The organism is Kitasatospora sp. GAS1066B (assembly GCF_041262605.1).
Taxonomy (GTDB): Bacteria; Actinomycetota; Actinomycetes; order Streptomycetales; family Streptomycetaceae; genus Kitasatospora.
Map to the genome: position 1 here is coordinate 142,202 of NZ_JBGCCO010000001.1, position 24,466 is coordinate 166,667.

At 72.6% G+C, this 24,466-nt stretch carries 1 protein-coding gene (only partly in view); it reads right to left on the reverse strand.

What is annotated here, in order from left to right; genetic code table 11:
- Window positions 1-7: 7 nt before the first annotated feature.
- Window positions 8-24,466 carry the 3' portion of a type I polyketide synthase gene (locus ABH937_RS00515; protein ID WP_370216734.1) on the reverse strand. The gene runs 11,076 nt beyond the window's last position, so 24,459 of the gene's 35,535 nt are visible here — the last part of the coding sequence; its start codon lies beyond the right edge, outside the window; it ends in the stop codon at window positions 8-10.

Sequence of the window (24,466 nt, forward strand, 5' to 3'; positions counted from 1 at the left end):
GGTCGCCTCAGTCCCGGCCGAATTCACGGCTGATGATGTCGAAGAGGTCGTCGGCCGACGCGTTCGCCAGCTCGTCGTTCTCGGCGTTGTCGGCCGCTTCCTCGGTCGCGTTCCACTTCGCCATCAGGGCCTGGAGTCGGGCCGTGACCCGGGCCCGGTCGGCGTCGTCGGAGTCCATCGCGGCCAGCGACCGGTCGAGCGCGTCCAGTTCGGCCAGCACCGGCGCGGCGGCGTCGGCCGCATCGGGCACCAGCTCCGCGCCCAGGTACTCGGCCAGCGCCTTCGGGTTCGGGTAGTCGAAGACCAGGCTGGTCGGCAGGCGCAGACCGCCGGCCGCGTTGAGCCGGTTGCGCAGTTCGACGGCGGTGAGCGAGTCGAAGCCGAGCTCGTTGAAGGCCCGTTCGGCCTCCACCGCGCCGGCCCCGGCGTAGCCGAGGACGGCGGCGACCTCGGTGCGGACCAGGTCCAGCAGGGCGCGGTCCCGGTCGGCGGCGGGCAGCGCCCGCAGCCGCTCCTGGAACGCGGCCGACTGCTCGGCCGCGTCGCCCTCGCCGGCGGACGTGGTGTCCGCCAGGGCTTCGCGGGCCTCGGGGACCTCGTCGATCAGCGGGCGCGGCCGGGCCGCTGCGAACGCCGGGGCGAACAGCGCCCAGTCCACGTCGGCGACGGTCAGCGCCGTCTCCTGGTGGTCCAGTGCCTGCTGCAGGGCCGTGATCGCGAGCTCCGGGGCCAGCACCCGCAGGCCACGGCGGCGCAACTGGTCGGCGGCCTGCGGGTCCTCGGCCGCCATGCCGATCTCGCCCCACGGGCCCCAGGCCACCGAGGTGGCCACCAGGCCGGCCGCGCGGCGCCGCTCGGCGAGCGCGTCCAGGAAGGCGTTTGCCGCCGCGTAGCCCGCCTGGCCACCACTGCCCCACACCCCGGCGATCGAGGAGAAGAGGACGAAGGCGTCCAGTTCGGTGTCGCCGAGCACCGCGTCCAGGTGGATCGCGCCGGAGACCTTGGCGTCCATGACCCAGGAGAGTTCGCCCAGGTCGCTGTCGGTCAGCGCGGTGTCCTGGGTGACACCGGCCGCGTGCACGACCGCGCGCAGCGGCATGCCGTCGTACTCCTCCGCGGTGAGCCGCTTGAGCAGCGCCTCCACGGCCGAGCGGTCGGCGACGTCGCACGCCTCCAGGGTGACTCGGGCGCCCAACTCGACCAGCTCGTCCTGGAGTTCCTCGGCTCCGGGGGCATCGGCGCCGCGTCGCCCGGTGAGCACCAGGTGTTCGGCACCGTTGCGGGCCAGCCAGCGGGCCACCTCGGCGCCCAGCGCCCCGGTGCCGCCGGTGACCAGCACCGTGCCGCGCGGCTTCCAGGCCGGCACGGACGCCTGCGGCCGGCCGGCCCGCGCCAGCCGGCGGACCAGGACGCCCGAGCGGCGGATCGCCAGCTGGTCCTCGCCGGCGGTGCCGACTCCGGCTGTGGTTCCGGCTCCAGCTGTGGCTTCGGCGAGGACGGCGGCCAGACGGTCGGCCGCGCGCTCGTCGGCTGCCACCGGCAGGTCGACCAGACCACCCCAGCGCTCCGGGTGCTCGAGCGCCACCACCCGGCCCAGGCCCCAGATCTGGGCCTGCGCGGGGTTGCCGATGGTGTCGGCAGGACCGGTCTGGACCGCACCGGTGGTCGCGCACCAGAGCGGCACGCCGACACCCGCGTCACCGAGCGCCTGGGTCAGCACCGCGGTCGCGGCGAGCCCGGCGGGCAGCACCGGGTGGGTCGGGTGCGGCTCCTGGTCCAGCGCGAGCAGCGAGAGCACACCGGAGAGGCCGCCGGTCTCGGCGGTCGCGGTGCGCAACTCCTCGGCCAGGTCGGCGCGGTCGCACGCGGTGTCGATGGTGAGGCGTCGGACCTGGGCACCGGCGTCGGCCAGGGCCTGGTCGGCGGCGGACACCCAGCCATCGGCGGCCCGCGCGGCCGGGACGACCAGCAGCCAGGTGCCGGTCAGCAAGCCCGTCGGCTCGGCCGCCAGCGGCTTCCAGTCGACCCGGTAGCGCCAGGTGTCCACCAGCGACTGCTCACGCTGCTGGCGTCGCCAGGCCGCCAGCACCGGCAGCACCGGGCCCAGGGCGCTCAGCGACGACTGCGCGTCGTGGGCGTCCACCTCCAGGGTGGCGGCCAGCACGGAAAGGTCCTCGCTCTCGACGGCCTCCCAGAAGCGGGCGTCCGTGCTGTCCACTGCGGTCCGGCTCGCGCCGGGTGCGGTGGCGGCGGGCAGTCGCTCGGGCCAGTACGACTGGCGCTGGAAGGCGTAGGTGGGAAGGTCGATCCGGCGGGCGCCGGTGCCGGTGAAGACCGCCGACCAGTCCACCTCCAGGCCGCGCACGTGCAACGCGGCGAGGGCGGTGGTCAGCGTGCGGACCTCGGGGCGGGCGGCGCGCAGGGTCGGCTGGAAAGCGCTCTCCTCGCCGGTAGCGCAGTCCTGACCCATCGCGGAGAGGGTGCCGTCGGGGCCAAGCTCCAGGAAGGTGCGGACACCCTCGCGCTCCAGCGTCTCGACGGCGTCGCGGAAGCGGACGGCCTCGCGAACGTGACGCACCCAGTACTCGGGGGACGTCAGGTCGGCCTGCTGGTCGAGCGTCGAAACGATCGGCAGCTGCGCCGCGTTGAACGTCAACCCCTCAGCGATGGACCGGAACTCGGCCAGCATCGGCTCCATCAGCGGCGAGTGGAACGCGTGGCTCACGGTCAGACGCTTCGTCTTGCGACCCCCAGCCGCCAGCTGCGCGGCCACCTCCAAAACAGCCGCCTCGGCACCCGAAAGCACCACCGCCGTAGGCCCGTTGACGGCTGCGATGCCCACCTCGTCCGTGAGCAGCGGCAGCACCTCGTCCTCGCTCGCCTGGACGGCCACCATCGCGCCACCGGCCGGCAGCGCCTGCATCAGACGACCACGCGCCGCCACCAGTTTCGCGGCATCGGCGAGCGACAGGACACCCGCGACATGCGCGGCCACCAGCTCACCGATCGAGTGACCCGCCAGGAAGTCCGGGCGCAGACCCCACGCCTCAACCAGCCGGAACAGCGCCACCTCGACCGCGAACAACGCCGGCTGCGTGTAACCCGTCTGGTTCAGCAACTCGCCCTCAGCGGCGAACATCACCTCACGCAGCGGCCGATCCAAGTACTGGTCCAGATGCGCGAACACCTCATCCAACGCATCCGCGAACACCGGGAAAGCGCTGTACAACTCCGCGCCCATCCCCGCCCGCTGACTGCCCTGACCGGTGAACAGGAAGGCCGTCCGACCCTCCACCACCGAACCCACGACCACCTGAACCGCCGACTCCCCCGCCACCAACCCGCGCAGACCGCCCAGCAGTTCATCCCGCTCACCCGCCACGACCACCGCACGACGCTCCAGCGCCGCCCGACCCGTCGCCAACGACACCGCCAGATCAGCGATGTCGGCATCCGCGACAACCGGCAGCAACCGCTCGGCCTGAGCCCGCAGCGCAGCATCGGTCTTCGCGGAGAGGAGCACCGGCAGCACCGACGGCGACACCGTCGCCTCGACGACCGGCTCCGGCTCGCCCGAAGGCGCCTGCTCCAGAATCGTGTGCGCGTTGGTGCCACTGATGCCGAAGGCCGAGATGCCGACCCGGCGCGGGGCGCCGGTCTGCGGCCAGTCGGTCGTCTCGGTGAGCAGTTCCACCGCTCCTGCCGACCAGTCCACGTGCGAGGTGGGCTCATCGACGTGCAGAGTACGAGGCAGTACGCCGTGCCGCATCGCCATGACCATCTTGATCACGCCCGCCACACCGGCGGCCGCCTGGGTGTGCCCGATGTTCGACTTCACCGCACCGAGCAGCAGCGGACGGCCCGCCGGCCGCTCCTGCCCGTAGGTGGCCAGCAGCGCCTGCGCCTCGATCGGGTCACCGAGCCTGGTGCCCGTGCCGTGCGCCTCCACCGCGTCGACCTGGTCCGCCGTCAGCCCCGCGCTGGAGAGCGCTTGCCGGATCACCCGCTGCTGCGAAGGGCCGTTCGGCGCCGTCAGACCGTTCGAAGCACCGTCCTGGTTGATCGCGCTACCGCGGACCACCGCCAACACGGGGTGCCCGTTGCGCTGCGCGTCGGAGAGCCGCTCCACGAGCAGCATGCCCGCACCCTCACCCCAGCCCGTACCGTCGGCCGCACCCGCAAAGGCCTTGCACCGGCCATCGGCCGACAGGCCGCGCTGGCGGCTGAACTCCACGAACAGGTCAGGCGTCGACATCACCGTCACACCACCGGCCAGCGCCAGCGAGCACTCGCCGTTGCGCAGCGCCTGAACCGCCATGTGCAGCGCGACCAGCGAGGCCGAGCAGGCGGTGTCGACCGAGACCGCCGGACCCTCCAGGCCGAAGGTGTAGGACAGCCGTCCGGAGATCACGCTGGTGGCCGTCCCGGTCAGCCGGTGGCCCTCCACCCCCTCCAGGCCGTCGACCAGCAGGTTGGCGTAGTCCTGGCCGTTGGTGCCGATGAAGACACCGGCCTGACTGCCGCGCAGGCTGGTCGGGTTGATACCGGCCCGCTCGAACGCCTCCCAGGAGGTCTCCAGCAGCAGGCGCTGCTGCGGGTCCATCGACAGTGCCTCGCGCGGCGAGATGCCGAAGAAGGTCGAGTCGAACTCCGTGACGCCGTCCAGGAATCCACCGCCACGGGCATACGTGGTGCCCTGGTGGTCCGGGTCCGGGTGGTAGAGGTGCTCGATGTCCCAGCCACGGTCGGTCGGGAACCCGCCGATCGCATCCTCGCCGGAGAGCAGCAGCTGCCACAGCTGCTCGGGGGTGCTGACACCGCCGGGGAAGCGGCAGCTCATGGCAACGATGGCGATCGGCTCGTCATCGGCCGCGGCGGCGAAGGTGGCCGGGACGACCGTGGTCACCGGCTGCGCGCCGAGCAGTTCGGAGCGCAGGTGCTCGGCCAGCGCGGTGGCCGACGGATAGTCGAAGACCAGCGTCGCCGGCAGCCGCAGACCGGTCGCCGCGTTCATCCGGTTACGCAGGTCGACCGCCGTCAGCGAATCGAACCCGAGCTCCTTGAACGCCCGACCACCCTCGACAGCACTGCCGTCCGCGTACCCCAGCACGGCCGCCACCTGCGCCCGCACCAACTCCAGCAACGCCCGACCCTGCTCCACCGACGACAGCCCCGCCAGACGGCGCATCAGCGAGGACTCTCCGTCAGCGGCAGCGGCCGGCGCAAGCGCGGCCTCCATGACCTTTCGAGCTTCGGGGATCTCGTTGAACAGCTTGCTCGGGCGGACGGCGGCCGTCTCGGCCGCCACCTTGTCCCAGTCGACGGCTGCGATGGTGACGGCGGCGTCGCCGTTCTCCAGCGCCTGCTGCATCGCCGTGATACCCAACGCCGGTGCCATCCCGACCACACCATCGCGGCGCAGCCGGTCAGCGACCACCTCCTCCGTCGCCAACCCCGCCTCAGCCCAAGCACCCCAAGCAATCGAGGTAGCCGGCAGACCGTCAGCCTGCCGCTGCTCCGCCAACGCGTCCAGGAACGCGTTCGCCGCAGCGTAGTTGGCCTGACCAGCACTACCGACCGAACCCGCCATCGACGAGAACAGCACGAACGCACTCAAACCATCGGTCAGTTCATGCAAGTTGAGCGCCGCGTCCACCTTCGGACGAGCCACACTCGCGAACCGCTCCGCCGTCTGACCGTCCACCACTCCGTCGTCCAGCACACCCGCCGTGTGGAACACCGCCGACACCGGCCGCTCCGCGAGCAGCGCGGCCAACGCCTCACGATCCGCCACATCACACGCCGCGACCGTCACCTCCGCGCCCAACCCCACCAGCTCATCGCGCAGTTCCACCGCGCCCGGCGCCTCCAGGCCACGCCGGCTCGTCAGTAGCAGACGCTCAGCGCCGTTGCCCACCAGCCAACGCGCCACCTCCGCACCCAGCGCACCCGTACCACCCGTCACCAACACCGTCCCCGACGGGCTCCACGCCACCGCCTCACCACGCGGCGCCCGCACCAGCCGGCGACCGAAGACCCCCGACGCACGAACCGCGACCTGGTCCTCACCCCCCGCTCCGGCCAGCACACCCGCGAGGCGGGACAGCGCCCGATCGTCCAGCATCTCCGGGACGTCCACCAGACCACCCCAACGGTCCGGGTGCTCCAATGCCACCACCCGACCCAGGCCCCACAGTTGGGCCTGCACCGCACTCACCAACCGCTCCGAGCGACCCGTCGACACCGCACCCCGCGTCACACACCACAGCGGCGCACCAATCTCGACATCACCCAGCGCCTGCACCAACGCCAACGAACCGGCCACAGCGTCCACTTCGTCCAGCGCCAGCAGCGAGAGCACGCTGGCCATCCGGTCCTCGCCCGCTGCCTGCTGGAGGCCGGCGGCGATGAGGCCGCGCTCCGCGTCGGCAACCGTGACCTGGCGGACGTCCACGCCGCGCCCGGTCAGCATCGCCAGCACGCCGGCCACCGCCGGGTCCTCGGCCTGACCGGCCGGGACCACCACCAGCCAACTGCCCGACAGCACACCCGAACCCGCGTCCGCCACCGGCTGCCAGCTGATCCGGTAGCGCCACGCGTCCACGGTCGACTGCTCGCGGCTCTGCCGGCGCCAGGCCGACAGCATCGGCAGCACGGCACTCAGCTCGCTGCCGCCTTCGACCTCCAGGGTCGCGGCCAGCGCGTCCAAGTCCTCGCTCTCGACCGCCTCCCAGAAGCGCGCGTCCAGCTGGTCGACCGGCGCGATGGCTGCCACCGGCGCCATCGCCTCCAGCCAGAACAGCTCGCGCTGGAAGGCGTAGGTCGGCAGCTCGATCCGCCGCGCGCCACGATCGGCCAGGAACCCGTCCCAGTCCACCCGGATGCCGCGCACATGCGCCTCGGCCAGCGAGGCGAACAGCCGCTCCAGACGGCCCTCGTGGCGACGCAGCGTCCCGAACGCCACCGCGTCCCGCTCGCCGGCCTCGATGCTCTCCTGCACCGCCATCGCCAACACCGGATGCGCACTGACCTCGACGAACGTCCCGAAGCCGTCCGCCAGCAAGGACTGAACCGCCCCCTCGAACTCCACCGTCGTGCGCAGATTGGTGTACCAGTACTCGGCGTCCATGCCCGAGCCGTCCACCAGCTCGCCGGTCACCGTCGAGCGCAGCGGCACCTGCCCGGCGCGCGGCCGCACCGGCGCCAGCAACTCCAGCAACTCAGCGCGGATCGACTCCACCTGCGCCGAGTGCGACGCGTAGTCGACGGGGATCCGCCGCGCCCGAACCCCGTCCGCCTCACACGACGCCAGCAGTTCGTCCAGCGCCGCCGGCTCACCCGACACCACCACCGACGACGGCCCGTTCACCGCCGCCACCGAAATCCGCGACTCACCCCACACCGCAAGCCGCTCACGCACATCGGACACCGGCAAGTTGACCGACACCATGCCGCCCAGCCCCGCCAACCCACCCGCGATCGCCCGGCTGCGCAACGCCACTACCCGCGCGCCGTCCTCCAAGGACAGCGCACCAGCCACCACCGCAGCCGCGATCTCACCCTGCGAGTGACCGATCACCGCAGCCGGGCGAACACCCGCCGCCCGCCACACCTCCGCGAGCGACACCATCACCGCCCACAGCACCGGCTGGACCACATCCACCCGCTCCAACCACGCCTCACCAGCCGTGCCCCGCACCACGTCCAACAATGACCAGCCGTCCGCGAACGGCGCCAACGCCGCCGCGCACTCCGCCATCCGCTCCGCGAACACCGGCGAGCTCTCCAGCAACTCCACCGCCATCGCCGCCCACTGCGAGCCCTGGCCCGGGAAGACGAACGCCACCTTCCCCGCCGACCCCGTCACACCGCGCACGACCTCCGCCGCGACCTCACCCGAGGAGAGCGCTTCCAGCCCGCGCACCGCCGCCTCGCGGTCACCCGCGACCACCACCGCCCGGTGCTCGAACGCAGACCGCGACGCCAGCAGCGAGTGGCCCACGTCCAGCAGGCCCGCGTCCGGCCGCTCCGCCAGCAGCGAGAGCAGCCGCGCCGCCTGCCCCTCCAACGCCGCACCGCTCTTCGCGGACAACACCAGCGGCACCGGGCCGGTGGCGGCAGCAGCAGCCGGCTCCACCACCGGAACCTGCTCGAGGAGGACGTGGGCGTTGGTGCCGCTGATGCCGAAGGACGACACCGCCGCACGACGCGGCCGACCATGCTGCGGCCACTCCCGCGCCTCGGTCAGCAGCTCCACCGCACCCGAAGCCCAATCCACCTTCGGCGACGGCTCGTTCACATGCAACGTCCGCGGCAACACACCATTGCGCATCGCCATCACCATCTTGATGATGCCGCCCACACCCGCCGCCGCCTGCGTGTGACCGATGTTCGACTTCAACGAACCCAGCCACAACGGCTGGTCCGCAGACCGCTCCTGGCCGTAGGTGGCCAGCAGCGCCTGCGCCTCGATCGGGTCACCCAGCGGCGTCCCCGTCCCGTGTGCCTCCACCGCGTCGATCTGATCAGCCGTCAGACCAGCGCTGGAGAGCGCTTGCCGGATCACCCGCTGCTGCGACGGCCCGTTCGGCGCGGTCAGACCGTTGCTGGCGCCGTCCTGGTTCACCGCCGAGCCACGTACCACCGCCAGCACCTGGTGGCCGTTGCGCTCGGCGTCGGAGAGCCGCTCGACGAGCAGCATGCCGACGCCCTCGCCCCAGCCCGTGCCGTCCGCATCGTCCGAGAACGCCTTGCAGCGCCCGTCGGTCGACAGGCCGCGCTGGCGGCTGAAGTCGACGAAGACCTCCGGGGTGGACATGATCGCCACGCCACCGGCCAGTGCCATCGTGCACTCGCCGTTGCGCAGCGCCTGGATCGCCCAGTGCAGCGCGACCAACGACGAGGAGCACGCGGTGTCCACCGTGACCGCCGGGCCCTCCAGGCCCAGGGTGTAGGAGACCCGGCCCGAGGTGATGCTGCCCGAGACTCCGGTGCCGATGTGTCCCTCGACGCCCTCGGGCAGTTCGCTGATGCCACTGGCGTAGTCGTGGTACATCACACCGGCGAATACGCCGGTCCGGCTACCTCGCAGGCTGGCGGGGTCGATGCCGGCCCGCTCGATGGCCTCCCACGAGGTCTCCAACAGCAGACGCTGCTGCGGGTCCATGGCGAGCGCCTCGCGCGGCGAGATGCCGAAGAAGGACGGGTCGAACAGGCCCGCGTCGTGCAGGAAACCGCCTTCCCGGACGTACGAGGTGCCCTGGTGGTCCGGGTCCGGGTGGTAGAGACCGTCCAGGTCCCAGCCACGAGAAGCCGGGAACCCGGAGATCGCGTCCGCGCCGGAGAAGACCAGCTGCCATAGATCCTCGGGCGACTCGACGCCGCCCGGGTAGCGGCAGGCCATGCCGACGATCGCGATCGGATCATCGCCGACGACCGTGGTCGGCACGGTCGGCGCCGACTCGGAGTCGTCGCCGAGCAGTTCGGCGAGCAGGAAGGACGCCAGCGCCAGCGGGCTCGGGTAGTCGAAGACCAGCGTCGCGGGCAGCCGCAGACCGGTCACACCGTTCAGCTCGTTGCGCAGCTCGACGGCGGTCAGCGAGTCGAAACCCAACTCCTTGAACGCCCGACTCGACTCCACCGCACTCGCATCGGCGTAACCCAGCACAGCCGCCACCCGGCCACAGACCAGCTCCAGCAGCGCGGCCTCACGCTCACCGGCCGCCAGCGCCAGCAGCGTCCGTGCCAGGGAGGAGCCGGCCGCCGCACCAGCGGGGCCGGCCTCGACGGCGCGTCGGGTCGGCACCCGGACCAGCCCGCGCAGCAGCGGCGGCAGCGTGCCGGCCACGGCCTCGGCCCGCAGAGCGGTCAGGTCGAGACGCATCGGCACCAGCATGGCGTCGTCGACGGCGCACGCGGCGTCGAACAGCGCCAGGCCCTCGGCGGCCGTCATGCCCTGGACGCCGCCGCGGCTCATCCGCTGGACGTCGACCTCGGCGAGGCTGCCGATCATGCCGCCGTTCGCCCAGGCGCCCCAGGCGAGCGAGGTGGCGGTGAGGCCCTGGGCACGGCGCCGAGCGGCGAGGGCGTCCAGGAAAACGTTCGCGGCGGCGTAGTTGCCCTGGCCGAGTCCGCCGAAGATACCGGCGGCGGACGAGAAGAGCACGAACGCGCTCAGGTCGCTGGTGAGTTCGTGCAGGTTGAGCGCCGCGTCCAGCTTCGGGCGCAGGACGGTGTCGAGCCGCTCGGGGGTGAGCGAGGAGACGATTCCGTCATCCAGCACACCGGCGGTGTGCACCAGCGCCGACACCGGATGCGCCGCCAACAGCTCGGCCAGCGCGTCACGGTCCGCCACATCGCAGGCGGCCACCGTCGCGACGGCGCCCAACTCAGCAAGCTCAGCCACCAGTTCAGCCGCACCCGGCGCATCCGCACCACGCCGCGAGACCAGCAGCAGGCTGCGCACCCCGTGCTCCGCCACCAAGTGGCGAGCCACCAGACCACCCAGCAGGCCGGACGCGCCGGTCACCAGGACCGTGCCCTCGGCGGCGAAGACCGGCGCCGACTCCACGGCGGCGGCCACCCGGGCCAGCCGGGGCACCAGGACCTCGTCCGCGCGGATCGCCAACTCCGGTTCGCCGGACGCCAGGGCGCCGGGCAGCGAGCCGAACGCCTCCTCGCCGTCCAGATCCAGCAACACGAACCGGCCGGGGTTCTCCGACTGCGCAGAGCGCACCAGGCCCCACACCGGAGCGTGCGCCAGGTCGTTGATTCCGCTCGCGTCGGCGGCCACCGCGCCCCGGGTCACCAGCACCAGGCGGGAGTCGGCGAACCGCTCGTCCGCCAGCCACTCCTGGACCACCGCGAGCACACCGTGCAGGCCAGACCGGACAGTTGACGCAGTGTCAGTCTCGGTGCCCGCGTCCAGTGCGAGGAAGACCACCTCGGGCGCGGTCAGGCTGCTGTCCACCGACGCACCCAGCGCCGCCAGATCGACGAAAGCCGGCGCACCGAACGTCGCTGCGCCCAGTGCCGCCCAGCGGCCGGCCGACCCGGCCGGCACCGCGAGCGGCTGCCACGCCACCCGGAAGAGCGAGTCCGTGAACCCGCCACCGGCAGCGCGCACCTGCTCCTCGGACACCTCGCGCATCGCCAGCGAGCCGACCGAGGCGACCGGTCGACCCGACTCGTCCGCCAGCACCAGCGACACCGTGTCGCGGCCCGCCGGGGACATCCGCACCCGCACCGCCGACGCTCCGGCCGCGTGCAGGGTCACACCGTTCCAGGCGAACGGGAGCCGCCCGCCGCCGTCGGTCTCCAGCAGGTTGCCCAGGCCCACCGCGTGCAGCGCGGCGTCCAGCAGTGCCGGGTGCAGGCCGAAGAGCGCGGCATCGCCATGCGCGGCCTCCGGCAGCCGGACCTCGGCGTAGACGTCCTCGCCCAGGCGCCAGGCGGCGCGCAGGCCCTGGAAGACCGGGCCGTAGCCGAAGCCGGCGGCGGCCAGCCGCTCGTACAGGTCCTCGACGCCGACCACGGTCGCGCCGGTCGGCGGCCACTCGGTCAGCTCGAACGACGGCTCAACAACCGAGCCGGGCGCGAGCAGACCGGTGGCGTGCCGCGTCCACGGCTCCACGCCGAGCGCGTCCTGCGGCCGGGAGTGCAGGCTGACCACGCGGCGGCCCGACGTGTCGGCGGCCTCCACCGAGAGCTGCAGCTGGACGCCACCGTGCTCGGGGAGAACGAGCGGGGCCTCCAGCGTCAGCTCCTCCAGGACCTCGCAGCCGACCTGGTCGCCGGCCCGGATCGCCAACTCCACGAAGGCGGTGCCCGGCAGCAGCACCGAACCCATCACGGCGTGGTCCGCGAGCCACGGGTGCGACTGCACCGAGAGCCGGCCCGTGAAGAGGAAGCCGTCGGCGGCGGCGAGCGAGACGGCCGCGCCGAGCAGGGGGTGGCCGGCCAGCGCGAGGCCGACGGCCGTGACGTCACCGGTGGTGGCGAACGGGCGCTCGGGCCAGTAGTGCTGGCGCTGGAAGGGGTAGGTGGGCAGGTCGATCCGGCGGGCGCCGGTGCCGGTGAAGACCGCCGACCAGTCCACGGCCAGGCCGCGCGCGAAGCCCTGGGCCAGGGCGGTGGTCAGCGCGCGGGCCTCGGGGCGGGCGGCGCGCAGGGTCGGCGTGAAGGCGCTCTCCCCGGCGGTAGCGCAGTCCTGACCCATCGCGGAGAGCACGCCGTCGGGGCCCAGCTCCAGGAAGGTGCGCACACCCTCGCGCTCCAGCGTCTCGACGGCGTCGCGGAAGCGGACGGCCTCGCGAACGTGACGCACCCAGTACTCGGGCGAGGTCAGATCGGCGGACTGGTCGAGCGTCGAAACGATCGGCAGCTGCGGCGCGTTGAACGTCAACCCCTCAGCGATCGACCGGAACTCGGCCAGCATGCCGTCCATCAGCGGCGAGTGGAACGCGTGGCTCACGGTCAGGCGCTTGGTCTTGCGACCCCCAGCCGCCAGCTGCGCGGCCACCTCCAGGACAGCCGCCTCGGCACCCGAAAGCACCACCGCCGACGGCCCGTTGACGGCGGCGATGCCCACCTCGTCCGTAAGCAGCGGCAGCACCTCGTCCTCAGCCGCCTGGACCGCCACCATCGCGCCACCGGCCGGCAGCGCCTGCATCAGACGACCACGCGCCGCCACCAGCTTCGCCGCATCGGCCAACGACAGGACACCCGCCACGTGAGCAGCCGCCAGCTCACCGATCGAGTGACCCGCCAGGAAGTCCGGGCGCAGACCCCACGCCTCGACCTGCCGGAACAGCGCCACCTCGACCGCGAACAACGCCGGCTGCGTGTAACCCGTCTGGTTCAGCAACTCGCCCTCAGCGGCGAACATCACCTCACGCAGCGGCCGATCCAAGTACTGGTCCAGATGCGCGAACACCTCATCCAGCGCATCCGCGAACACCGGGAAAGCGCTGTACAACTCCGCGCCCATCCCCGCCCGCTGACTGCCCTGACCGGTGAACAGGAACGCCGTCCGACCCTCCACCACCGAACCCACGACCACCTGAACCGCCGACTCCCCCGCCACCAACCCGCGCAGACCGCCCAGCAGTTCATCCCGCTCACCCGCCACGACCACGGCGCGCTGCTCGAAGGCCGCGCGCGTCGTGGCGAGCGAGTAGCCGAGGTCGGCGAGGCGCACCGCCTCGTCGGCGTCGACCTGGGCGAGCAGTTCCTGTGCCTGGGCGCGCAGCGCGGCGTCGTTCTTCGCGGAGAGGAGCACCGGCAGCACCGACGGCGACACCGTCGCCTCGACGACCGGCTCCGGCTCGCCCGAAGGCGCCTGCTCCAGGATCGTGTGCGCGTTGGTCCCGCTGACACCGAAGGCCGAGATGCCGACCCGGCGCGGCGCGCCGGTCTCAGGCCACGTGGTCGCTTCGGTCAGCAGCGAGACCGCGCCCGCCGACCAATCCACCTGCGGCGTCGGCTCATCGACGTGCAGGGTCGGCGGCAGCACACCGTGCCGCATCGCCATGACCATCTTGATCACGCCCGCGACACCGGCGGCCGCCTGGGTGTGCCCGATGTTCGACTTCACCGCACCGAGCAGCAGCGGACGGCCCGCCGGCCGCTCCTGCCCGTAGGTGGCCAGCAGCGCCTGCGCCTCGATCGGGTCACCGAGCCTGGTGCCCGTGCCGTGCGCCTCGACCGCGTCCACCTGATCGGCCGTCAGCCCGGCACTGGAAAGCGCTTGCCGGATCACCCGCTGCTGCGAGGGACCATTCGGCGCCGTCAGACCGTTCGAAGCACCGTCCTGGTTCACCGCCGAACCGCGCACGATCGCCAGCACCGGGTGTCCGTTGCGCTGGGCGTCCGAGAGCCGCTCCACGAGCAGCATGCCGGCGCCCTCGCCCCAGCCGGTGCCGTCGGCCGCACCGGCGAAGGCCTTGCACCGGCCGTCGATGGAGAGACCGCGCTGGCGGCTGAACTCGATGAACAGGTCGGGCGTCGACATCACGGTCACACCGCCGGCCAGCGCCATCGTGCACTCGCCGTTGCGCAGCGCCTGAACGGCGAGGTGCAGGGCGACCAGCGAGGCCGAGCAGGCGGTGTCGACCGAGACCGCCTGGCCCTCCAGGCCGAAGGTGTAGGACAGCCGTCCGGCCAGCACGCTGGTGGCCGTTCCGGTCAACCGGTGGCCCTCCATGCCCTCCTGACCCTCGCCCAACAGCGAGATGTAGTCCTGGCCGTTGGTGCCGATGAAGACACCGGCCTGGCTGCCGCGCAGCGTGGTCGGGTCGATGCCGGCCCGCTCGAAGACCTCCCAGGAGGTCTCCAGGAGCAGTCGCTGCTGCGGGTCCATGGTGGTCGCCTCGCGCGGGCTGATGCCGAAGAACGCGGGGTCGAACCGGGTGGCGTCCTGCAGGAAGGCGCCCTTGCGGGTGTAGACCTTGCCGAGCTGGTCGGGGTCGTCGTCGAAGAGCGAGTCGAGGTCCCAGCCGCGGTCGGTCGGGAAGTCCACGACCGCGTCGCCACCCTCGATGAGCAGCTGCCACAGCTGCTCGGGCGAGGTCACCCCGCCGGGGAAGCGGCAGCTCATGGCAACGATGGCGATCGGCTCGTCATCGGCCGCGGCGGCGAACGTGGCCGGGACGACCGTGGTCACCGGCTGCGCGCCGAGCAGTTCGGAGCGCAGGTGCTCGGCCAGCGCGGTGGCCGACGGGTAGTCGAAGACCAGCGTCGCCGGCAGCCGCAGACCAGTCGCCGCGTTCATCCGGTTGCGCAGGTCGACCGCCGTCAGCGAATCGAACCCGAGCTCCTTGAACGCGCGACCACCCTCGACAGCACTGCCGTCCGCGTACCCCAGCACGGCCGCCACCTGCGCCCGCACCAACTCCAGCAACGCCCGACCCTGCTCCACCGACGACAGCCCCGCCAGACGCGTGGTCAGCGGGGAGCCGGGGCCGGCGGTGGCATCCGTGCCGCCCGCCTGGGCGCCAGCCGCCTGGAGGCGCTGGACCTCGGAGATCTCGTTGAACAGCTTGCTGGGCCGGACGGCCGCGAACTCGGGAGCGAGCCGGTCCCAGACGATGTCGCCGATGGTGACGGCGACGTCGCCGTTCTCCAGCGCCTGCTGCATCGCCGTGATGCCCAACGCCGGTGCCATCCCGGCCACACCATCGCGGCGCAGCCGGTCAGCGACCACCTCCTCCGTCGCCAACCCCGCCTCAGCCCACGCACCCCAGGCGATCGAGGTAGCCGGCAGACCATCGGCCTGCCGCTGCTCCGCCAACGCGTCCAGGAACGCGTTCGCCGCAGCGTAGTTGGCCTGACCAGCACTACCGACCGAACCCGCCATCGACGAGAACAGCACGAACGCGCTCAGACCATCGGTCAGTTCATGCAAGTTGAGCGCCGCGTCCACCTTCGGACGAGCCACACTCGCGAACCGCTCCGCCGTCTGACCGTCGACCACACCATCGTCCAGCACACCCGCCGTGTGGAACACCGCCGACACCGGCCGCTCCGCGAGCAGCGCGGCCAGCGCCTCACGATCCGCCACGTCACAGGCCGCGACCGTCGCCTCCGCGCCCAACGCGGCCAACTCGTCCCGCAGTTCCACCGCACCCGGCGCCTCCAGGCCACGCCGGCTCGTCAACAGCAACCGCTCCGCGCCGTTGCGGGCCAGCCAACGCGCCACCTCCGCACCCAGCGCACCCGTGCCACCGGTCACCAACACCGTCCCCGACGGGCTCCACGCCACCGCCTCACCACGCGGCGCCCGCACCAGCCGGCGACCGAAGACCCCCGACGCACGAACCGCGACCTGATCCTCACCACCGGTGAGCACACCCGCCAGACGAGACAGCGCACGCTCGTCGAGCACCTCGGGAAGGTCGACGAGACCACCCCAACGCTCCGGGAGTTCCAGGGCCACCACCCGACCCAGACCCCACACCTGCGCCTGCACCGCGCTGACCAGCCGCTCCGAACGACCTGTCGACACCGCACCCCGCGTCACACACCACAACGGCGCACCAACGCTGGCATCACCCAACGCCTGCACCAGCGCCAGCGACCCGGCCACAGCGGTCGCCTCATCCAGCGCCAACAGCGACAGCACACCAGCCACCGGGGCATCGCCCATCGCCTGCTGGAGTCGCTCGGCCAGCTGAGCGCGGCCGACATCGGCCGGCTCGACGTTGATCTGACGGACCGTCATACCACGCCCGGTCAGCATCGCCACCGCACCCGACACCGCCGGGTCCTCAGCGCAGCCCGCCGGAACCACCACCAGCCAACTACCCGACAGCACGCCCGACGCGGCATCCGCCACCGGCTGCCAGCTGTCCCGATAGCGCCAACCGTCGATCACGGACTGCTCGCGGTGCTGGCGGCGCCAGGCCGACAGCAGCGGCAGGACCGAGCTCAGCGGCTGGTCCCCGTCCACGTCGAGGGTGGCGGTCAGTTCAGCAAGGTCGCCGCGCTCGACGGCTTCCCAGAAGCGGGCGTCCACCTCGTCGACCACGGCCTCGGCCCGCGCGACCGAGCCATCCGACTCCAGCCAGTAGCGCTCGCGCTGGAAGGCGTAGGTCGGCAGCTCGATCCGCCGCGCGCCACGATCGGCCAGGAACCCGTCCCAGTCCACCCGGATGCCGCGCACATGCGCCTCGGCCAGCGAGGCGAACAGCCGCTCCAGACCGCCCTCGTGGCGACGCAGCGTCCCGAACGCCACCGCATCCCGCTCGCCCGCCTCGATGCTCTCCTGCACCGCCATCGCCAACACCGGATGCGCACTGACCTCGACGAACGTCCCGAAGCCGTCCGCCAGCAAGGACTGAACCGCCCCCTCGAACTCCACCGTCGCCCGCAAGTTGGTGAACCAGTACTCACCGTCCATCCCCGAGCCGTCCACCAACTCGCCGGTCACCGTGGACAGCAACGGCACCACACCGGCACGCGGCCGCACCGGCGCCAGCAACTCCAGCAACTCACCGCGGATCGACTCCACCTGCGCCGAATGCGAGGCGTAATCCACCGGCACCCGCCGCGCCCGAACCCCGTCCGCCTCACACGAGGCCAGCAATTCGTCCAACGCCGCCGGCTCACCCGACACCACCACCGACGACGGCCCGTTCACCGCCGCCACCGAGATCCGCGACTCACCCCACACCGCGAGCCGCTCACGCACATCGGACACCGGCAAGTTGACCGACACCATGCCGCCCAGCCCCGCCAACCCACCCGCGATCGCCCGACTGCGCAACGCCACCACCCGCGCGCCGTCCTCCAAGGACAGCGCACCAGCCACGACAGCAGCCGCGATCTCACCCTGCGAGTGACCGATCACCGCAGCCGGACGCACACCCGCCGCCCGCCACACCTCCGCCAGCGACACCATCACCGCCCACAGCACCGGCTGGACCACATCCACCCGCTCCAACCACGCCTCACCAGCCCGGCCGAGCAGCACGTCCTCCAGCGACCAGCCATCGGTGAAGGGCGCCAACGCCGCGCCGCACGCCTCGATCGAGGCCCGGAACGCCGCCGACTCCTCCCAGAGCCGAGCACCCATCGCGGCCCACTGCGAACCCTGGCCCGGGAAGACGAACGCCACCTTCCCCGCCGACCCCGTCACACCGCGCACGACCTCCGCCGCGACCTCACCCGAGGAAAGCGCTTCCAGCCCGCGCACCGCCGCCTCGCGGTCACCCGCGACCACCACCGCCCGGTGCTCGAACGCGGCCCGCGACGCCAGCAGCGAGTGGCCCACGTCCAGCAGGCCCGCGTCCGGCCGCTCCGCCAGCAACGAGAGCAGCCGCGCCGCCTGCCCCTCCAACGCCGCACCGCTCTTCGCCGACAGCACCAGCGGCACCACACCGGCAGGTGCGGCGGCCGGCTCGTCGGCGGCCGCCGGCGCATCCACGGTCGCCGGCACGTACTCCAGGATCGTGTGGGCGTTGGTGCCGCTGATACCGAAGGACGACACCGCCGCGCGACGCGGCCGGCCGTGCTGCGGCCACTCCCGCGCCTCGGTCAGCAGCTCCACCGCACCCGAAGCCCAATCCACCTTCGGCGATGGCTCGTTCACATGCAGCGTCTGCGGCAGCACACCGTGCCGCATCGCCATCACCATCTTGATGATGCCGCCGACACCCGCCGCCGCCTGCGTGTGACCGATGTTCGACTTCAACGAACCCAGCCACAACGGCTGGTCGGCGGACCGCTCCTGGCCGTAGGTGGCGAGCAACGCCTGCGCCTCGATCGGGTCACCCAGCGAGGTGCCGGTGCCGTGTGCCTCCACCGCGTCGATGCCGTCGGCCGGCAGGCCCGCGTTGGACAGCGCTTGCCTGATCACGCGCTGCTGGGACGGGCCGTTCGGCGCCGTCAGACCGTTCGAAGCGCCGTCCTGGTTGACGGCGCTACCGCGCACCACGGCGAGGACCTGGTGGCCGTTGCGCTCGGCGTCGGAGAGCCGCTCGACCAGCAGCATGCCGACGCCCTCGCCCCAGCCCGTGCCGTCCGCGTCGTCCGAGAACGCCTTGCAGCGCCCGTCCGCCGAGAGGCCGCGCTGGCGGCTGAAGTCGACGAAGGTCTCGGGCGTGGCCATCACGGTCACACCACCGGCGAGGGCCATCGTGCACTCGCCGTTGCGCAGCGCCTGGATCGCCCAGTGCAGCGCGACCAACGACGAGGAGCACGCGGTGTCCACCGTGACCGCCGGGCCTTCGAGACCGAAGGTGTAGGCGACCCGGCCCGAAGCGATGCTGCCGGACACACCGGTGCCCAGGTAGCCCTCGACGCCGTCCGGCAGTTCGCTGATCCCGGTGGCGTAGTCGTGGTACATCACACCGGCGAAGACACCGGTCCGGCTGCCCCGCAGCGCGGCCGGGTCGATGCCGGCCCGCTCGATGGCCTCCCACGAGGTCTCCAGCAGCAGGCGCTGCTGCGGGTCCATCGCCAGCGCCTCGCGCGGGCTGATGCCGAAGAAGTCCGGGTCGAAGAGACCGGCGTCGTGCAGGAAACCGCCCTCGCGGGCGTAGGTGGTGCCCTGGTGGTCCGGGTCCGGGTGGTAGAGGCTCGCCAGGTCCCAGCCACGGGTGGCCGGGAAGCCGGAGATCGCGTCGCCGCCCTCAAAGACCAGTCGCCACAGGTCCTCGGGCGACTCGACGCCGCCCGGGTAGCGGCAGGCCATGCCGACGATCGCGATCGGCTCGTCGATCGCCATCGGGGTGTTCGGACCCGCCACGGTGATGTCGGAGACGTCGCCCAGCAGTTCGGCGAGCAGGAAGGCGGCCAGCGCCAGCGGGCTCGGGTAGTCGAAGACCAGCGTCGCGGGCAGCCGCAAGCCGGTCACGCCGTTCAGCTCGTTGCGCAGCTCGACGGCGGTGAGCGAGTCGAAACCCAACTCCTTGAACGCCCGACTCGACTCCACCGCACTCGCATCGGCGTAGCCCAGCACAGCCGCCACCCGGCCACAGACCAGCTCCAGCAGCGCGGCCTCACGCTCACCGGCCGCCAGCGCCAGCAGACGGCCGGTGAGCTCCGAACCGCCGGCCGAACCCGACCTGGCCACCCGGCGGTTCGGCACCCGCACCAGGCCGCGCAGCAGGGCGGGCAGGGTGCCGGCGGCGGCCTGCGCGCGCAGCGCGGCCAGGTCGAGGCGGATCGGCACCAGGGCGGCCTCGCCGGTGGCGGTGGCCGCGTCGAGCAGGCTCAGGCCCTCCACCGAGGAGAGCCCGTGGATGCCACCACGGCTCATCCGCTGGACGTCGAGCTCGTCCAGGCTGCCGACCATGCCGCTGCTGTCGGCCCACGGGCCCCAGGCGAGCGAGGTGGCGGCGAGGCCCTGGGCGCGGCGCTGCTCGGCCAGGGCGTCCAGGAAGACGTTGGCGGCGGCGTAGTTGCCCTGGCCGGGGCTGCTCATCGTGCCGGCGGCGGACGAGAAGAGCACGAACGCGCTCAGGCCCTCGGTGAGTTCGTGCAGGTTGAGCGCCGCGTCCAGCTTCGGACGCAGGACGGTGTCGAGCCGCTCGGGAGTGAGCGAGGAGACGATTCCGTCATCCAGCACACCGGCGGTGTGCACCACCGCCGACACCGGATGCGCCGCCAACAGCTCGGCCAGCGCGTCACGGTCCGCCACATCGCAGGCGGCCACCGTCGCGACGGCGCCCAACTCGGCAAGCTCGGCCACCAGTTCAGCCGCACCCGGCGCATCCGCACCACGCCGCGAGACCAGCAGCAGGCTGCGGACGCCGTGTTCGGCCACCAGGTGGCGGGCGACCAGTGCGCCCAGCAGGCCGGAGGCACCGGTCACCAGGACCGTGCCCTCGGCGTCGAAGACCGGCGCCGGCTCGACGGCGGCGGCCACCCGGGCGAGCCGGGGAGCGAGCAACGCACCAGCACGGACGGCGAGTTCGGGTTCGCCGGCGGCGAGGGCCGCCGACAGGGCCTCGCGGGAGAAGTCTCCGCCGTCGAGGTCGAGCAGAACGAGGCGGTCGGGGTTCTCCCCCTGCGCGGCGCGGACCAGGCCCCAGACGGGCGCGTGTGCCAGGTTGCCGAGACCGCTCGCGTCGGCGGCCACCGCACCCCGGGTGACCAGGACCAGACGGGAGTCGGCGAACCGCTCGTCGGCGAGCCACTGCTGGACAGCGGCGAGCACACTACGCAGTGCTGCGCGGACAGTTGACGCTGTGTCAGTCTCGGCGTCAGTGGTGTCCAGCGCGAGGAGGACGGCGTCGGGCGCGGTCAGGCCGCCGTCCACCGCCGCGCCCAGCGCGGCCAGATCGGCGAACGCCGGCGCACCGAGCAGCTCGGTGCCCAGCGCGGCCCAGCGGCCGGCCGGCGCGGCCGAGACCGGCAGCGCCGCCCACTCCACCCGGAAGAGCGACTCGACGAAGCCGCCACGGGCGCTGCGCACCTGGCTGTCGGAGACCTCGCGGGAGACCAGCGACTCGACGGCGGCGACCGGCCGGCCGGACTCGTCGGCCAGCAGCAGCGCGGCGGTCTCCGGGTTGCGCTCGGAGAGCCGCAGGCGCAGCGCGGTGGCGCCGGTGGCGTAGAGGGTCACGCCGTTCCAGGCGAACGGGATGCGGGCGCGCTTGGGAGCTTCCGCACCCTGCGGGCCGGTGATGTCAAGGCCGAGCGCGTGCAGCGCGGCGTCCAGCAGCGCGGGGTGCAGGCCGTAGTCGGCGGCATCCTCGTGCGCGGCCTCGGGCAGCCGGAGTTCGGCGTAGACCTCGCCGTCGTGGCGCCAGGCGGCGCGCAGGCCCTGGAAGACCGGGCCGTAGCCGAAGCCGGCGGCGGCCAGCCGCTCGTACAGGTCCTCGACGGCGACCTCGACGGCACCGGCCGGCGGCCACTCGGTCAGCTCGAACGACGGCTCAACAGCCGATCCGGGCGCGAGCAGACCGGTGGCGTGCCGCGTCCACGGCTCTTCGGCGTGCGCGTCCTCCGGGCGGGAGTGCATGGTCAGCGGGCGGCGGCCCGAGGCGTCGGCGGCGCTGAGCGCCAACCGCAGCTGGACACCGCCGCGTTCGGGGAGAACGAGCGGAGCCTCCAGCGTCAGCTCCTCCAGGACCTCGCAGCCGACGCCGTCGCCGGCCCGGATGGCCAGTTCGACGAAGGCGGTGCCCGGCAGCAGGATCGAGCCCATCACGGCGTGGTCGGCGAGCCACGGGTGCGACTGCACGGAGAGCCGGCCGGTGAACACCACGCCGTCGGAGTCCGGCAGTTCGACGCTGGCGCCGAGCAGCGGGTGCCCGGCCGCGCCGAGGCCGATCGACGCGACGTCGCCCGCCGCCATGATCGGCGTGCGCGGCCAGAAGCGCTGGCGCTGGAAGGCGTAGGTGGGCAGGTCGATCCGGCGGGCGCCGGTGCCGGTGAAGACCGCCGACCAGTCCACCTCCAGGCCGCGCACGTGCAGCGCGGCGAGAGCGGTGGTCAGCGTGCGGACCTCGGGACGGGCGGCGCGCAGGGTCGGCTGGAAAGCGCTTTCCCCGGCGGTGGCGCAGTCCTGACCCATCGCGGAGAGCACGCCGTCCGGGCCCAGCTCCAGGAAGGTGCGGACACCCTCGCGCTCCAGCGTCTCGACGGCGTCGCGGAAGCGGACGGCCTCGCGAACGTGACGCACCCAGTACTCGGGGGACGTCAGGTCGGCCTGCTGGTCGAGCGTCGAGACGATCGGCAGCTGCGGCGCGTTGAACGTCAACCCCTCAGCGATCGACCGGAACTCGGCGAGCATGCCGTCCATCAGCGGCGAGTGGAACGCGTGGCTCACGGTCAGGCGCTTGGTCTTGCGACCCCCGGCCGCCAGCTGTGCGGCCACCTCCAGGACAGCCGCCTCGGCACCCGAAAGCACCACCGCCGACGGCCCGTTGACGGCTGCGATGCCCACCTCGTCCGTGAGCAGCGGCAGCACCTCGTCCTCGCTCGCCTGGACGGCCACCATCGCGCCACCGGCGGGCAGCGCCTGCATCAGACGACCACGCGCCGCCACCAGTTTCGCGGCATCGGCGAGCGACAGGACACCCGCGACATGCGCGGCCGCCAGCTCACCGATCGAGTGACCCGCCAGGAAGTCCGGGCGCAGACCCCACGCCTCAACCAGCCGGAACAGCGCCACCTCGACCGCGAACAACGCCGGCTGCGTGTAACCCGTCTGGTTCAGCAACTCGCCCTCAGCGGCGAACATCACCTCACGCAGCGGACGATCCAAGTACTGGTCCAGATGCGCGAACACCTCATCCAGCGCATCCGCGAACACCGGGAACGCGCTGTACAACTCCGCGCCCATCCCCGCCCGCTGACTGCCCTGACCGGTGAACAAGAAGGCCGTCCGACCCTCCACCACCGAACCCACGACCACCTGAACCGCCGACTCACCCGCCACCAACCCGCGCAGACCGCCCAGCAGTTCATCCCGCTCACCCGCCACGACCACCGCACGACGCTCCAGCGCCGCCCGACCCGTCGCCAACGACACCGCCAGATCAGCGATGTCGGCATCCGCGACAACCGGCAGCAACCGCTCGGCCTGAGCCCGCAGCGCAGCATCGGTCTTCGCGGACAGGAGCACCGGCAGCACCGACGGCGACACCGTCGCCTCGACGACCGGCTCCGGCTCGCCCGAAGGCGCCTGCTCCAGAATCGTGTGCGCGTTGGTGCCGCTGAACCCGAAGGACGAGATGCCAACCCGGCGCGGCGCACCGGTCTGCGGCCAATCGGTCGTCTCGGCCAGCAGCGTGACCGCACCCGCCGACCAATCCACATGCGGGGTCGGCTGGTCGACGTGCAGGGTCGGCGGCAGCACACCGTGCCGCATCGCCATGACCATCTTGATCACGCCCGCCACACCGGCCGCGGCCTGGGTGTGCCCGATGTTCGACTTGATCGAGCCGAGCCAGAGCGGCCGGTCGGCCGCCCGCTCCTGACCATAGGTAGCCAGCAGCGCCTGCGCCTCGATCGGGTCGCCGAGTGCGGTGCCGGTGCCGTGCGCCTCCACCGCGTCGACCTGGTCCGCCGTCAGCCCCGCGCTGGAGAGCGCTTGCCGGATCACCCGCTGCTGCGACGGCCCGTTCGGCGCCGTCAGACCGTTCGAAGCGCCGTCCTGGTTCACCGCCGAACCGCGCACGATCGCCAGCACCGGGTGCCCGTTGCGCTGAGCGTCCGAGAGCCGCTCGACCAGCAGCATGCCGGCGCCCTCGCCCCAGGCGGTGCCGTCGGCGGCAGCCGAGAAGGCCTTGCAGCGGCCGTCGGCGGACAGGCCACGCTGGCGGCTGAAGTCGAGGAAGGTGTCCGGGGTGGCCATCACGGTCACACCGCCGGCCAGGGCGAGCGAGCACTCGCCGTTGCGCAGCGCCTGGACAGCGAGGTGGAGCGCGACCAGCGAGGACGAGCAGGCGGTGTCGACGGTGACCGCCGGACCCTCCAGCCCGAACGTGTAGGAGAGTCGCCCTGCCAGCACGCTGGCCGAGGTGCCGGTGCCGAGGTGACCTTCCAGCTCCTCCGGCGAGTTCATCAGCAGCGCGAGGTAGTCCTGGCCGTTGGTGCCGGCGAAGACGCCGGTCCGGCTGCCGCGCAGGGTCGCCGGGTTGATGCCGGCCCGCTCGAACGCCTCCCAGGTGGTCTCGAGCAGCAGGCGCTGCTGCGGGTCCATCGCCAGCGCCTCGCGCGGCGAGATGCCGAAGAAGGCGGGGTCGAACTCGGCCGCGTCGTAGAGGAATCCGCCCTCGCGGGTGTAGATCTTGCCGACCTGCTCCGGGTCCGGGTCGTAGAGCGAGTCGACGTTCCAACCCCGGTCGTCCGGCAGGCCGGACATCGCGTCGCCGCCCGCGAGGAGCAGCTGCCACAGCTGCTCGGGCGAGGTCACCCCGCCGGGGAAGCGGCAGCTCATGGCGACGATGGCGATCGGCTCGTCATCAGCTGCGAAGGTGGCCGGGACGACCGTGGTCGCCGGCTGCGCGCCGAG